This is a genomic window from Asticcacaulis solisilvae (assembly GCF_052327315.1).
GTDB lineage: Bacteria > Pseudomonadota > Alphaproteobacteria > Caulobacterales > Caulobacteraceae > Asticcacaulis > Asticcacaulis solisilvae_B.
Genome location: NZ_CP166196.1, coordinates 31,384 through 45,565, shown reverse-complemented (window position 1 = coordinate 45,565; position 14,182 = coordinate 31,384). Strand labels below are relative to the sequence as shown.

Sequence of the window (14,182 nt, the reverse complement as noted above, 5' to 3'; positions counted from 1 at the left end):
GCCCTGACCGGCCGGCCGCTTTTTTTATTACCTGAATCGACCCTATGCGCGCCAAAACCAGCGAAGACCGCAAACTGCTGGAAATCTTCGATCCCATCGCCGAAACGCTGGGCCTGGATGTCGTGCGCGTTCGTCTGATGGGCTCGAACAAGCCCGGCGGCGCCCGCCGCCTGCAGATCATGGCCGAGCGCAAGACCGACGGCGACATCAATGTCAACCAGTGCGCCCGCCTGTCCCGCGCCGTCTCGGCCTATATGGACGAGCACGACCCGATCGCCGGCGAATATATTCTTGAAGTCTCGTCGCCCGGCATCGACCGGCCGCTGACCCGCCTCAAGGATTTCGAGACCTATGAAGGCCTGGAAGCCCGCCTGGAACTCGACCGCCTGGCCGAGGGCCGCAAGCGCTTCCGCGGCAAGCTGGCCGGCATCGAGGACGACCATGTCGCCATCGACCTGGACGGCGAAGAGGAAACCGCGATGATCCCGTTTGCCTGGATCATCGACGCAAAGCTTGTCCTTACCGACGACCTGATGAAGCGGGGCGCCGAACAGCGCGCCAACCGCCCAGAAAACGAAGAGGGCGATGAGGACGACGAGGACGAAGACGAAGAGAATTTTGACGACGACTTCGAAGACGCCGAGGATTTCGACGACGATGACGCCGCCAATGATGACGAAGAAGAGGATCACAAAAGATGAGCTTCACCGGGATTAGCGCCAACCGCCAGGAACTGCTTCAGATCGCCGAGGCCGTGGCCCGCGAAAAGTCGATCGACAAGTCGGTCGTCATCGCGTCGATCGAAGAGGCCATCCAGAAGGCCGCGCGCAACCGTTACGGCGCCGACCACGACATCCGCGTCCATATCGACGCGCGTACCGGCGAAATGACCATCACCCGCATCGTCACCGTGACGAACGATGAAGAGGTCGAGAACGAATACGCCCAGCGTTCGCTCAGCGAAGCGCTGCGCACCGACAAGGACGCCTTCGCCGGCAAGGAATATATCGAAGTCCTGCCGCCGTTCGAGCTGGGCCGCGTCCAGACGCAGATGGCCCGCCAGGTCGTGACGCACAAGGTGCGCGAGGCCGAGCGCGAGCGCCAGTTCGACGAGTTCAAGGACCGCGTCGGCGAAATCGTCAACGGCACCGTCCGTCGCGTCGAATACGGCAATGTCATCGTGGATCTGGGCCGCGGCGAAGGCATCATGCGCCGCGACCAGTCGATCCCGCGCGAAGTGTTCAACGTCAACGACCGCATCCGCGCCTACATCTACGACGTGCGCCGCGAGACCAAGGGTCCGCAGATCATGTTGTCGCGCGCCCACGGCGGCTTCATGGCCAAGCTGTTCGCGCAGGAAGTGCCGGAAATCTACGACGGCGTCATCGAAATCAAGGCCGTCGCCCGCGACCCGGGTTCGCGCGCCAAGATGGCCGTGCTGTCGAACGACTCGTCGATCGACCCGGTCGGCGCCTGCGTCGGTATGCGCGGTTCGCGCGTCCAGGCCGTCGTCGCCGAACTGCAGGGCGAAAAGATCGACATCATCCAGTGGTCGCCGGACGAAGCCACCTTCATCGTCAACGCCCTGGCCCCGGCTGAAGTCAGCAAGGTCGTGCTGGACGAAGAAGAAGACCGCGTCGAAGTCGTGGTGCCGGACGAACAGCTGTCGCTGGCCATCGGCCGCCGCGGCCAGAACGTCCGCCTGGGCTCGCAGCTGACCGGCTGGCAGGTCGACATCATCACCGAAAGCCAGGATTCGGAGCGCCGCCAAAAGGAATTCGCCGAGCGCACCGCCCTGTTCCAGGAAGCTCTGGACGTCGACGAAGTCATCGCCCAGCTGCTGGTCACCGAAGGCTTCTCGTCGGTCGAGGACCTGGCCTATGTCGATGAAAACGAAATCGCCGCCATCGAAGGCTTCGACGAAGACACCGCCCAGGAACTGCAGGCGCGCGCCCGCGACTTCCTGGAGCGCGAAGCGGCCGAACAGGACGCCAAGCGCCGTGAACTGGGCGTCGACGACGACGTGCTGAGCCTGCCGGGCCTGACCCTGCCGATGGCGGTCGCGCTCGGCGAAGCCGGCGTCAAGACGGTCGAGGATGTTGCGGACCTGGCCACCGACGAACTGCGCGGCGGCTTCGAGCAGCGCGGCGGCGAACGCGTCCGCGTTCCGGGTGCGCTCGAGTCCTTCTCGCTGTCGCTGCAGGATGCCGAGACCCTGATCCTCAACGCCCGCATCGCGCTGGGCTGGATCGAGGCCCCCGTCCAGGACGAGGTCGAGGAAGACGCCGAAGCGGACGGCGAATACGATGCTGAGGAGGGCGAGGATGTCGCCACCGCAGAACAATGAGCCGCCATCTTTAACCGACATTGAAGGCATCTCCGCCTCTGACGAGGCAGAGACCGGGGAAGCCATCTCCGCCTCTGACGAAGCGGAGACCGGGCTTGTGTGCGAAACGCCTGCCGGCAAACTGCCGAAGGATACCGCGCGCCGCGACATCGCCAGCGGCGAGACAACGGGTACGGACGATCTGATCCGTTTCGTCGTGTCGCCGGACGGCCAGCTTGTGCCCGACGTGGCGCACAAGCTGCCGGGACGCGGTTTGTGGGTGCGGTCCGACCAGGCAAGCCTTGAAACGGCGATCCGGCGCAATATATTTGCCAGGGCGGCGCGGCGTAAGGTCCACGTCGACCCGGGCCTTATCCCCCAGGTTCATCAGTTGCTTCGCCGCCGCTGCCTCGATCTTCTCGGGCTGGCGCGGCGCGAAGGCGTCATCGTTACCGGCTTCGAGAAGGTGCTCGCCACTGTCAAGTCGGGCAAGGCTGCGTGGCTGGTCGAGGCGTCCGACGGCGCCGAAGACGGCCGCAAACGCATCATTGCTGCCGCAAAAGCGTCAGGCTCTGTCACAAAAGTCTGCGGAAGCTTTTCAAACGCGGATTTAAGTTTGGCTTTGGGGCTGGAAAATGCCATACACGCAGCACTTCTGCCGGGGCGGCGTGTCGAACGCTGGTCGGCCGAGATGAAACGGCTTTCCGGCTTCGAGGCGCTTGTCCCGCCCGCCTGGGAAAAGCCGAACGGATCAGTGCCCTGATCGACCATAAGTTCAAGGCGTCCGGCCAGAAGCGGGACGCTTCCGCCAAGAGTTCATTTGAAATCGGAAGGCCGCATTCGGCGGACTTCACAAGGGTTAAGAGTTAAGCAAGCCGTATGAGCGACGCGAAAGACGACAAGACGAACGACCAGAACCGTGAGGGCCGCGCGCCGCTCACGTTGAAACCGCGCGTGGGCGGCAATGTTTCGACCGGTACGGTCAAGCAAAGCTTCAGCCACGGCCGGTCGAAGACCGTGGTGGTCGAGACCAAGCGCCGGATCGGCACGCCCCCGCCCGCCGGCGGCGGCGCACCCGCACCTGCCCGTCCGGGCCACGATACCAATCTGGCACGTCCCAATCCGTCGGCCCAGGCCCCGCGTCCGCAGCCGTCCGCGCCGCAGCAGCAACGCCCGCAAGGTGCCGGTGGCCTGCGTCAGGAAGAACAGGACGCCCGTCAGCGCGCCATCCAGGCCGCGCTTCAGGAACAACAGCGCAAGGACGCCGATGCCCGCGCCGCCGCAGCGCGTGACGCGGCGGCCCAGGCCGCGGCCCGTGCCGCCGCACAACCGGCGCCGCAACCCGCACCGCAACCGGCCGAGACGCGCGCCGAGCCCGCTCCCGCGCCGTCCGCGCCACAATCCGCACCCCAGGAAGCCGCGGCGCCCGCGCAGCCGTCGGCGCCCAGCCAGCCGGCCACACCGCAGTTCCGCAACGAACGCGCACCGCGCTTCGATCAACGGGCGCCGCGCGAAGGGTATAACCGCGACAACAACCGCGATGGCCAGCGTCCGTCCTATCCGCCTCGCGACGGCCAGCCGCCCCGTGACGGACAACGCAGCGAAAGCCGCCCGCCTTTCAACCGTGACGGCAATCGCGACAACAACCGCGATGGCCAGCGTCCGTCCTATCCGCCCCGCGACGGCCAGCCGCCCCGTGACGGACAACGCAGCGAAGGCCGCCCGCCTTTCAACCGTGATGGCAACCGCGATGGCCAGCGCCCGTCCTACCCGCCCCGCGATGGCCAGCGCACCGACGGCCGTCCGCCGCGCGATCCGAACCGTCCCTATACGCCGCGCGATCCCAATGCGCCGCGTCCGCCGCGCGACCCGAATGCACCGCCGCGTCCGCCGCGTGATCCGAACGCACCGCGCGGTGAAACCGTTCGTTACAGCGCCAACAGCCCGCGTCCGCCCCGTATGGGTGGCGGCGTATCGGCCAATGCGCCGGCGACTCCGGAAGTCGACCGTATCCGTTCCAGCCGCGGCACCGCCGGCCCCGTCAAGACCGGCAAGGCCGGCGATGACGACGATCGTGGCGCCAAGCGCGGCAAGGTCGGCGCACCGACCAAGGCCGTGTCGCAAACCCGCGGCGAACCCAAGCGCCGTGAAGGCCGCCTGACCCTGCAAGCCGTGGTCGGAGACGACGAGGGCGCCGCCGACCGCATGCGGTCGCTGGCCTCGGTCCGCCGGGCGCGCGAGCGGGAGCGTGAAAAGCGCAAGGGTTCGCAGGTCGAACAGGCCCGTGTGTCGCGCGAAGTCGTCATTCCTGACGTCATCACCGTGCAGGAACTGTCGAACCGTATGGCCGTCCGCGCCGTCGACATCATCAAGATGCTGATGAAGCAAGGCATGATGCTGAAGATCAACGACGTGATCGACACCGACACCGCCGAGCTGGTGGCTTCGGAATTCGGTCACACCGTCAAGCGCGTGTCGGAATCGGACGTCCTGGAAGGCTTTATTTCCGAGGACGACCACGAGGACGATACCCAGCCGCGGCCCCCGGTCGTGGCGGTCATGGGTCACGTCGACCACGGCAAGACCTCTCTGCTCGACGCCCTGCGCAAGACGGACACCGCCGGCGGCGAAGCCGGCGGCATCACCCAGCACATCGGCGCCTATCAGGTGCGGGTGGCGTCGGGTGAGCGCGTCACCTTCCTCGACACTCCCGGCCACGCCGCCTTCTCGGCCATGCGTGCCCGTGGCGCCAACGTCACCGACATCGTGGTGCTGGTGGTTGCGGCCGACGACGGCGTCATGCCGCAGACGGTCGAAGCGATCAATCACGCCCGTGCGGCCAAGACGCCGATCATCGTCGCCGTCAACAAGATCGACAAGCCGGGCGCCAACCCGCAGAATATCATCAACGAGCTGCTGCAGCACGAAATCGTCATCGAAAGCCTGGGTGGCGACACCCAGATGATCGAAGTCTCGGCCAAGACGGGCCAGGGCCTCGACAGCTTGATCGAAGCCATCCTGCTGCAGGCCGAAGTCCTCGATCTGCGCGCCAACCCGGACCGTACGGCCGAAGGCGTCGTCATCGAAGCCAAGCTCGACAAGGGCCGGGGTCCCGTGGCCACCGTCCTGGTCAAGCGCGGTACGCTGAAGCGCGGCGACATCGTCGTGGCCGGTTCGGCTTTCGGCCGTGTCCGCGCCCTGATCAACGAACGCAACGAGCAGCTGCCCGACGCTGGTCCGAGCATGCCGGTGGAAATCCTCGGCCTCGACGAAGCGCCGAGCCCCGGTGACGCCATCGCCGTCGTCGAAAACGAAGCCCGCGCCCGCGAAATCACCGAGTATCGCGAACGCGTCCGCCGCGAAAAGATGGTGGCCCCGGTCGGCGCCGTGTCCTTGACCGACATGATGTCGAAGCTGGCCGACAAGAAGGCCAAGGAGCTTCAGCTCATCATCAAGGCCGACGTCCAGGGTTCGACCGAAGCCATCGTGTCGTCGCTGGAAAAGCTGTCGACCGACGAAGTGCGTGCGCGCATCATCCATTCGGGTGCCGGCGCCATCACGGAATCGGACGTGCAGCTGGCCAAGGGCTCCAATGCTCCGATCATCGGTTTCAACGTCCGCGCCGGCAAGCAGGCGCGCGACTTGGCCGAGCGTGAAGGCGTGGAAATCCGCTACTACGCGATCATTTACGACCTGATCGACGACATCAAGGGCGTCATGTCGGGCATGCTGGCACCGATCCAGCGTGAAACTTTCCTCGGCAATGCCGAAATCCTCGAGGTCTTCGACATCTCGAAGGTCGGCAAGGTCGCCGGCTGCCGGGTCACCGAAGGCCGCGTGCAGAAGGGTGCTCGCATCCGGATCCTGCGCAACGACGTGGTCATCCAGGAAATGGGTGTCCTGTCGACGCTGAAGCGCTTTAAGGACGAGGTCAACGAAGTCGTGGTCGGCCAGGAATGCGGTATGGCGTTCAACGGCTTCCAGGACATCAAGGCCGGGGACTTCATCGAGTGCTTCACGGTCGAAGAGATCAAGCGAACGCTCTGATCCAGCCTTTCATAAAACGTCTTCGACCCGTCCTTGTGGCGGGTCGAATGCGTTTTAGGGACTGGATTTTTACGGGGCGTGGGGTGAGGCTCGCCGGTTCGCCCTTGGCGAACCGGATGAAATCGATACCAGATGTATCGATTTCCGGGCCGAACGCCCGGAGCCATGCGAAGGGCCGGGGTGGGCGGCCCCACAAACTGATCTTCGATATCCGATCAGTTGAAACCTTAGACTTTTTCAGGATTTTGCTGCTATAGGCGGCATATGAGCGAATTCGACCCGACGCACTACGTCCTGATCATTAAATGTCCCGATACGCGCGGCATCGTCGCGGCGGTTTCCGGCTATCTCAACGACAACGACATTTCGATCGTCGAGTCGAACCAGTTCCACGACAGCCAGGGCGACATCTTCTATGTCCGCATGGTCTTCCGCCAGGCCGGCCCCAAGATGCCGCCAATGGATATCCTGCGCGAGGGCTTCAAGCCGATCGCCCACCGTTTCTCGATGGACTGGTCGATCCATAACCTGACAATCAAGCCGAAGGTGGTGATCGCGGTATCGAAGTTCGGCCATTGCCTGAACGAACTGCTGTACCGCTGGCGTTCGGGGCTGTTGCCGGTCGACATCGTCTGCGTGATGTCGAACCACGACGACATGCGGTCTCTGGTGGAATGGAGCGGCATTCCGTATGTCCATCTGCCGGTGTCGAAAGACAACAAGGCCGAACAGGAAAAGCAGTTCCTGGCGCTGATCGACCAGTACCAGGCCGATCTGGTCGTGCTGGCGCGCTATATGCAGATCCTGTCCGACGACCTGGCGCGGCAACTCGAAGGCCGCTGCATCAATATCCACCATTCCTTCCTGCCCAGCTTCAAGGGCGCCAAGCCGTATCACCAGGCGCACCAGCGTGGCGTGAAGATCATCGGCGCCACGGCGCACTATGTGACATCGGACCTCGATGAAGGTCCGATCATCGAACAGGACGTGCAGCGCGTGAACCACGGCCACACGCCCGAGCAGCTGGTGGCGATCGGCCAGGACATCGAAGCCCGGGTGCTGGCGCGCGCCGTCACGTGGCATGCCGAGCGCCGCGTGCTGATCAATGGCGGCAAGACGGTCGTCTTCAACTGAAAGCGCATCCCAAAACGGGTTCCGCGGTTTTTGGACAAGATGCGCGCCAAAACAAAAAACAAGCATGACGGTTTCATGACCGTCCACAACTCGCCCACAGGTTTTGCGAACGGTGTTCTTTTTAACGCTTGATTAACCCTCTTCGCACTCGCACCATGGCGGCGGGGTGATTCGGTTGTCTATACGAATACACTTCTTCCCCGCCGGAGGCTGCTGTGTTCGATCTGCCGCGTATTCCTGTTCCCGCCACGGGCGAATCCGTCACGGAGGCCATGCCGCTGAGCGTCAGCTGCTATGGCGAACACGACGGCATCGGCATGGGTCTGTTGAGCAACGGCGAGGCCTATCTGACGCAGCGCGGACTGGCGGCCCTGTGCGGCGTGCAGAACGCGCATATCGGCAATATCGGCCGCGACTGGCACCTCGACAAGCCCCGCATCCTGGCCGTGCGCGCCCGGCTGGCGCGCTTCGGCGACCACCGCGAGGAACCGCACCGCATCCTGACCTTCAACGGCCGCCGGCTCTATTGCTACGACCTGGCGGTCTGCCAAGCGATCCTCGACTATTACGCCGTCGATACCGGGCCGAAGGCACAGCCCGAAGCCATCGCCAACCGCAGCCGTTTTCGCGGCGAAGGCCTGAAGGATTTCATCCTGTCGCACATGGTGCCGCCCAGGCCGCTGTCGACGCCACTGCGTTTCATGGCGACCAACGCACTGGAAACCCAGGTCGAGACCTGGACGGCGTGGACGGCGCATGTCTGGGGCCTGTACCTCATGTCGTTCTGGCTGGCCGTCGCGCATCTGAATACCTTGCGCGAAAAGGCCCAGTCGGCCGAATGGAACCGCCTGGGCCTCTATATGCCATTGAAGGCCATTCTCGAAATCCAGGCCGAGATCATGGCCGGCATCATGTCCGCCATGGACCGGCCGGTAACGATCACGCTCGGCGAATAAACGGCACCTTGAGCGTCAGGTAGGTGGCGGCGCGCCACAGCCATTCCAGCGGGCCGTACAGGAAGGCGCGGAACCACAGGTGGGCCAGGACGACCTGCACCGCAAAAGCGGCAATGCCGATCAGCACGGCGGTTTCCTGCGACATGGTGGCATGCAGGCCCAGGCCGTAGCTGTAGAAGACCGGAACGAAGACGATCGACTGCAGGACATAGAGGGTCAGGGTCATGCGGCCGGCCGGCGCCAGCAGGTTCAGCACACGGTTGGCGAAGCTGAAATAGAGGCTGAGGAAGCCGAAAGCCAGGACGAACATGATCGAAAGATCGGCCAGGCTGGACAGGATGGTGTCGGCAAGGACACGCGGCATGAAGACTGCCTTAGAGCCCGGCACCAGCGCCGCGATCTGGCCCTTGAACACCAGTAGCAGCCCCATGGCGGCCAGGGCCACGACGAAGCCGCCGAGACGCAGGGCCTTGAAGCGATCGGGGTCGGCAAAGAAGCCGATGCGGCCCAGGACCAGGCCGATCAGCGACAGGCCGAGGATCTGGCTGAGGCGGCCGCTTTCATACATGAACAGCCATTTGAACGGATGTCCGGCGACCCAGTTCATGCGGATGGTCTCAATCAGGCTATGGCCGGTCAGGTAGGCGTCGGGAATCTTGTCGCCCCAGTAGCCGGGCGCGGTATTGGCCCAGGCCGCGCCGTTCAGCGCGCTGACCATCTGGAAGAGCAGGATCGGTTGCAGCAGGAAGACGACACCGAGCGTCAGGATCACCGTGTTCGACTTGACGCGGTAGAAGGGCAGCAGGAACACGCCCATCACGGCCAGGACTTCGAGCACGTCGCCGCGGTACCACAGGCCGTGCAGGACGCCCATGATCCCCAGCACAGCCAGCCGCCAGATGAAACGTCCGGTGAAGTCGACGCCGCGTCTGGCCGCCCGGTCCATGATAATGAAGAAACTGACGCCGAAGCACATGGCCAGGAGCGCGAAAGACTTGCCGGCGAACACCGAAAAGATGACGTTGTGCCACAGCAGTTGCGTCGGGTCCTTGGCCGGATGCGCCCAGTAAAGCTCATAGAGTTCGGGCATATGGACCAGGAAGAGCCCCATCAGGGCAAAGCCGCGCAAGGAATCAAGACCCTCCATGCGCGGCACGTATTCGATCTTTGCTGTCATGAACCGACCCTCCCAAGCCTGTTTTGCGCGAGACTAACGTCAGTCAGGCATTTTAAGATAGAAAAATCGGCCAAAACGCCTATATGGGCCGGATGAAACGATCCAATTCCAAAGACAAAAATCGCGGCCACGCCGAGCTGGGCCCGACCCAGCGCCAGTTGCGCGCCGGCGAACTGGTCCGCCACGCCCTGGTCGAAATCCTGCGTGAAGAAGAGATTCACGACGAAGACCTGCACGGCGTGTCGATCACCGTGACCGAAGTCCGCTGCTCGCCCGACCTGCGCCACGCCACTGTCTTCGTCGAACCCCTGGGCGCGGGCCTGGGCGATTCCGCCGTCCAGGCCGGCCCGGCCGTCGCCGCGCTGAACCGCCATTCCAAGTTCCTGCGCGGGGTCCTGGGCAAGCATATCGACATGAAGTTCACGCCGGACCTGCGCTTCCTGCACGACGAAAGCTTCAACGAGGCGGCGCGCATCGACGCCCTGTTCATGCGGCCGGAAATCGCGCGCGACCTGCGTCACGACGACAGCGAAGACGAAGACTAGGACCTGACCATGGGGCGCACGAAAAAGGGCGATCCGGTGCATGGCTGGATCTGCCTCGACAAGTCGTATGAGATGACCTCGACCGAGGCCGTGTCGAAGGTGCGACGCCTGTTCAACGCGCAGAAGGCGGGTCATGCCGGCACGCTCGACCCGCTGGCCACCGGCATCCTGCCGATCGCGCTGGGCGAAGCGACCAAGACGGTGCCCTACCTGATGGAGGCCGACAAGGTCTACAGCTTCACCATCGCGTTCGGCCGCACCACGGATTCGTGCGACGCCGAAGGCCGCGTCATCGCCGAATCCGATGCGCGCCCGACACGCGAAGCGCTGGAAGCCGCCATCCCCGCCTATATCGGCGACATCGAGCAGGTGCCGCCGGCCTTTTCCGCCATCAAGATCGACGGAAAACGCGCCTACGACCTGGCCCGCCAGGGGGTCGAGGTCGAGCTGAAGGCCCGTCCCGTCGAAGTCTTCGACCTCAGGCTGGATGCCTTCGACGGCGAGACGGCGCGCTTGAGCCTGCATTGCGGCAAGGGCACCTATGTACGATCCGTGGCGCGCGACCTGTGCGCCGATCTCGGCGTCTGCGGCCACGTCTCGGTGTTGCGCCGCGAGCAGGTCGGTGCATTTGACACCAGGTCCGCAATAACACTGGAAAAGCTCGGCGATTTAGTGCATAGAGGCGCCCAACTTGAGGCTTTGCTTGCCGTAGAGACGGCGCTGGACGACATCCCGGCCCTGCCTGTTACGCAAGACGAGGCCTCAAAGTTGAAGCAAGGCCGTGACCTTGCCCTTCTGCCCCGCCAAATCGCATTGGTTTCCGAGGCTCAGAAAGTCCGCCGCGAGGCTGGCTTCGATGAGTTTCCCGATACCGTGCAGGCGGTTCATGAGGGTCAGGTTCAGGCGCTTTGCGAACTCAGGGCCGGACGACTTTATCCGACCCGTATCTTGAACCTTTGATCCTTTTAAGGAGATACCCGATGTCGATTACGCCCGATCGCAAGACGGACCTGATCAAGACCCACCAGCGTTCCGGTACCGATACCGGCGGCCCGGAAGTGCAAATCGCTATCCTGTCCGAGCGCATCTCGAACCTGACCGAGCACTTCAAGGAACACAAGAAGGACAACCACAGCCGCCGCGGCCTCCTGAAAATGGTTTCGCAGCGCCGTCGCCTTCTCGACTACCTGAAGGGCCGCGATACCGACCGGTATCAGGCCATCATCGAAACCCTCGGCCTGCGCCGTTAAGTGTTTCAACCAAGGGCTTGGGTTCCGACCCAGGCCCTTGTTCTATATCTGCTACCTTCGCCTTTCCGGCGAAACTGTACACCCCGCGGCATCTTCGAATAGGTGTTGCTGATCCAAGAAAACGAACCTGAAGCGTGAATCACAAATAGGTTCGATAATGGCCGTCCATGACGGCAGACCCGAAGGGCATGGGGCCCGACGGGCCTAGGCGCCAAGGGAAAACGAGTCCCGGCGCATACGTACGAAAGAACACAAATGTTTGACATCAAAAGAAAATCCATTGACTGGGCCGGACGCAAGCTGACCCTGGAGACGGGCCGTATCGCCCGCCAGGCCGATGCCGCCGTCCTCGCCACCTATGGCGAAACCACCGTGCTGGCGACCGTCGTGTACGCCCGCGCCCCCAAGCCCGGTCAGGACTTCTTCCCCCTGACGGTGAACTATCAGGAAAAGACCTTCGCCGCCGGCAAGATTCCGGGCGGCTACTTCAAGCGTGAAGGCCGCCCCAGCGAAAAGGAAACCCTGGTTTCGCGCCTGATCGACCGTCCGATCCGCCCGCTGTTCGTCAAGGGCTTCAAGAACGAAGTCCAGGTCGTCGCGACCGTGCTGTCGCACGACATGGAAAACGATCCGGACATCGTCGCCATGGTCGCGGCCTCGGCTGCCCTGACCCTGTCGGGCGTTCCGTTCATGGGCCCGATCGGCGGCGCCCGCGTCGGCATCATCGACGGTGAGTACGTGCTCAACCCGATGGTGGACCAGATGAAGGAGTCGGACCTCGACCTGGTGGTCGCCGGTACCGCCGACGCCCTGATGATGGTCGAATCCGAAGCCAAGGAGCTTTCGGAAGACAAGATGCTGGGCGCGCTGATGTTCGCCCATGCCGGCATGCAGCCGGTCATCGATGCCATCATCGAACTGGCCGACCACGCGGCCAAGGACCCCTTCGATTTCGAAGCCGAGGATTTCTCGCCGATCGTCAATTCGATCAAGGGCCTGGTCGGCGACGATATCCGCCAGGCTTACACCCTCACCGGCAAGCATGACCGCCATGCCGCCGTCGGCGCCGCCAAGTCGAAGGCCGCCACAGCTTTGGTGAAGACGGAAGAGAACCCCGACGGCGTCGACGCCAACAAGTTCTCGGCCGCCTTCAAGGAATGCGAAGCCGAAGTCCTGCGCCGCGACATCATCGACCACGGCAAGCGCGTCGACGGCCGTCCGGTCGACAAGGTCCGCGCCATCGTGTCGGAAGTCGGCGTCCTGCCGCGTACCCACGGTTCGGCCCTGTTCACCCGCGGTGAAACCCAGGGTCTGGTCGTCGCCACGCTCGGCACCGGCGAAGACGAACAGTTCATCGACGCGCTGGAAGGCACGTACAAGGAAAAGTTCCTTCTGCACTATAACTTCCCGCCGTACTCGGTTGGCGAAACCGGCCGCATGGGTTCGCCCGGCCGCCGCGAAATCGGTCACGGCAAGCTGGCCTGGCGCGCTCTGCGTCCGATGCTGCCGGCGACGGACGAATTCCCCTATACCATCCGCCTGGTCTCGGAAATCACCGAGTCGAACGGTTCGTCGTCGATGGCTACCGTCTGCGGTGGTTCGCTGGCCCTGATGGACGCCGGCGTGCCGCTGAAGCGCCCGGTTTCGGGTATCGCCATGGGCCTGATCCTCGAAAAGGACGGCTTCGCGGTTCTGTCGGACATCCTGGGTGACGAAGATCACCTGGGCGACATGGACTTCAAGGTCGCCGGCACCTCGGAAGGCATCACCTCGCTGCAGATGGACATCAAGGTCCCCGGCATCACCGAGGAGATCATGACCAAGGCTCTGCGCCAGGCCAAGGACGGCCGTCTGCATATCCTCGGCGAAATGAACAAGGCCATCTCGGGCGCCCGTGAAGAGCTGGGCGAATTCGCGCCGAAGATCGAAACGATCAAGATCGCGGTCGACAAGATCCGCGAAGTCATCGGTTCGGGCGGCAAGGTCATCCGCGAAATCGTGGAAAAGACCGGCGCCAAGGTCGACATCCAGGACGACGGCACCATCAAGATCGCGGCCAGCGAACAGTCGAAGATCGACGCCGCGCGCGACTGGATCAAGTCGATCGCGTCGGAGCCGGAAGTCGGCGCCATCTACAAGGGCAAGGTCGTGAAGATCGTCGATTTCGGCGCCTTCGTGAACTTCTTCGGCGCCAAGGACGGCCTGGTCCACATCAGCCAGATCGCCCGCGAAAAGGTCGGCAAGGTTTCTGACGTGCTCAACGAAGGCGACGAAGTGAAGGTGAAGTTCCTCGGTCTCGACGACCGCGGCAAGACCAAGCTTTCGATGAAGGTCGTCGACCAGGAGACCGGTGAAGACCTGACCGAGAAGCTGGACGCCGAACGCGCCGAGCGCCAGGCTGCCCGTGCGGCCGCCGGTGAGGACGGCGACGACGGTGAACTGGAAATGGCCGATGGTGGCGACCGTGGTGACCGCGGTGGCGACCGCCCGCGCCGCCGCCGCCGTCGCGACTAAGACCAGCCTGACAGGCTAGAACGAAGGGCGGCCTCGCAAGGGCCGCCCTTTTTGCATCCTCCGGCGACAAGCTGCCGCAATCCGGGACCTGACGTTTACCAAAAGACAACCTGCTGAAAAGTCTTAAATAATCGCTATCATATCGTGACCGCACCGACGCGCGATTACACAGATTAGTGAATTCCGCTTAAGTCATAAGAGCGTACAGTGAATGGGCTTCCTGGACCTCCGGA

The 14,182-nt window shown here is 63.6% G+C and carries 11 protein-coding genes; 10 read left to right on the top strand and 1 reads right to left on the bottom strand.

Annotated elements, in window-relative coordinates; translation table 11 throughout:
- The first annotated feature begins 44 nt into the window (after positions 1-44).
- From rimP to AB8717_RS00180, 6 genes are all read left to right on the top strand, one after another.
- Positions 45-701: a ribosome maturation factor RimP gene (rimP, locus tag AB8717_RS00205; protein ID WP_443749010.1), complete on the top strand. Its 657-nt coding sequence runs from the start codon at positions 45-47 to the stop codon at positions 699-701.
- Complete coding sequence (nusA, locus tag AB8717_RS00200) at positions 698-2,347, top strand: transcription termination factor NusA (protein WP_443749009.1); 1,650 nt, start codon at positions 698-700, stop codon at positions 2,345-2,347. The genes rimP and nusA overlap by 4 nt, the downstream gene beginning before the upstream one ends.
- Positions 2,325-3,089: an RNA-binding protein gene (locus AB8717_RS00195; RefSeq protein ID WP_443749008.1), complete on the top strand. Its 765-nt coding sequence runs from the start codon at positions 2,325-2,327 to the stop codon at positions 3,087-3,089. Before nusA ends, AB8717_RS00195 begins: the two co-directional genes overlap by 23 nt.
- Before the next feature lie 116 nt (positions 3,090-3,205).
- Positions 3,206-6,373, top strand: a complete 3,168-nt coding sequence (infB, locus tag AB8717_RS00190) for a translation initiation factor IF-2 (protein WP_443749007.1) — start codon at positions 3,206-3,208, stop codon at positions 6,371-6,373.
- A gap of 264 nt (positions 6,374-6,637) precedes the next feature.
- Positions 6,638-7,507, top strand: a complete 870-nt coding sequence (gene purU / locus AB8717_RS00185; RefSeq protein ID WP_443749006.1) for a formyltetrahydrofolate deformylase — start codon at positions 6,638-6,640, stop codon at positions 7,505-7,507.
- A gap of 215 nt (positions 7,508-7,722) precedes the next feature.
- Positions 7,723-8,463 (top strand): hypothetical protein, encoded by a 741-nt coding sequence (locus AB8717_RS00180; RefSeq protein WP_443749005.1) that lies wholly within the window; start codon positions 7,723-7,725, stop codon positions 8,461-8,463.
- Here AB8717_RS00180 and AB8717_RS00175 read toward each other — a convergent pair.
- Complete coding sequence (locus tag AB8717_RS00175; RefSeq protein ID WP_443749004.1) at positions 8,447-9,640, bottom strand: DUF418 domain-containing protein; 1,194 nt, start codon at positions 9,638-9,640, stop codon at positions 8,447-8,449. The two genes, AB8717_RS00180 and AB8717_RS00175, sit on opposite strands and share 17 nt — an antisense overlap.
- Positions 9,641-9,732: 92 nt before the next feature.
- Here AB8717_RS00175 and rbfA point away from each other — a divergent pair, with 92 nt between their 5' ends.
- The 4 genes from rbfA (at position 9,733) to pnp (ending at position 13,949) form a co-directional block, all read left to right on the top strand.
- Positions 9,733-10,185: a 30S ribosome-binding factor RbfA gene (rbfA, locus tag AB8717_RS00170; RefSeq protein ID WP_443749003.1), complete on the top strand. Its 453-nt coding sequence runs from the start codon at positions 9,733-9,735 to the stop codon at positions 10,183-10,185.
- Between the two features lie 9 nt (positions 10,186-10,194).
- Entirely contained in the window at positions 10,195-11,145 is a 951-nt protein-coding gene (truB, locus tag AB8717_RS00165; RefSeq protein WP_443749002.1) for a tRNA pseudouridine(55) synthase TruB, read from the top strand.
- A gap of 20 nt (positions 11,146-11,165) precedes the next feature.
- A complete protein-coding gene (rpsO, locus tag AB8717_RS00160; RefSeq protein ID WP_443749001.1) occupies positions 11,166-11,435 on the top strand; it encodes a 30S ribosomal protein S15 in 270 nt (89 codons plus the stop codon).
- 255 nt (positions 11,436-11,690) lie between these two features.
- Entirely contained in the window at positions 11,691-13,949 is a 2,259-nt protein-coding gene (gene pnp / locus AB8717_RS00155; protein WP_443749000.1) for a polyribonucleotide nucleotidyltransferase, read from the top strand.
- The last annotated feature ends 233 nt before the right edge of the window (positions 13,950-14,182 follow it).

Coding starts and splice junctions, on each gene's coding strand:
- rpsO (WP_443749001.1), top strand. CDS start 11,166: ATGTCGATTACGCCCGATCGCAAGACGGACCTGATCAAGACCCACCAG.
- infB (WP_443749007.1), top strand. CDS start 3,206: ATGAGCGACGCGAAAGACGACAAGACGAACGACCAGAACCGTGAGGGC.
- AB8717_RS00175 (WP_443749004.1), bottom strand. CDS start 9,640: ATGACAGCAAAGATCGAATACGTGCCGCGCATGGAGGGTCTTGATTCC.
- rimP (WP_443749010.1), top strand. CDS start 45: ATGCGCGCCAAAACCAGCGAAGACCGCAAACTGCTGGAAATCTTCGAT.
- AB8717_RS00195 (WP_443749008.1), top strand. CDS start 2,325: ATGTCGCCACCGCAGAACAATGAGCCGCCATCTTTAACCGACATTGAA.
- purU (WP_443749006.1), top strand. CDS start 6,638: ATGAGCGAATTCGACCCGACGCACTACGTCCTGATCATTAAATGTCCC.
- rbfA (WP_443749003.1), top strand. CDS start 9,733: ATGAAACGATCCAATTCCAAAGACAAAAATCGCGGCCACGCCGAGCTG.
- pnp (WP_443749000.1), top strand. CDS start 11,691: ATGTTTGACATCAAAAGAAAATCCATTGACTGGGCCGGACGCAAGCTG.
- truB (WP_443749002.1), top strand. CDS start 10,195: ATGGGGCGCACGAAAAAGGGCGATCCGGTGCATGGCTGGATCTGCCTC.
- nusA (WP_443749009.1), top strand. CDS start 698: ATGAGCTTCACCGGGATTAGCGCCAACCGCCAGGAACTGCTTCAGATC.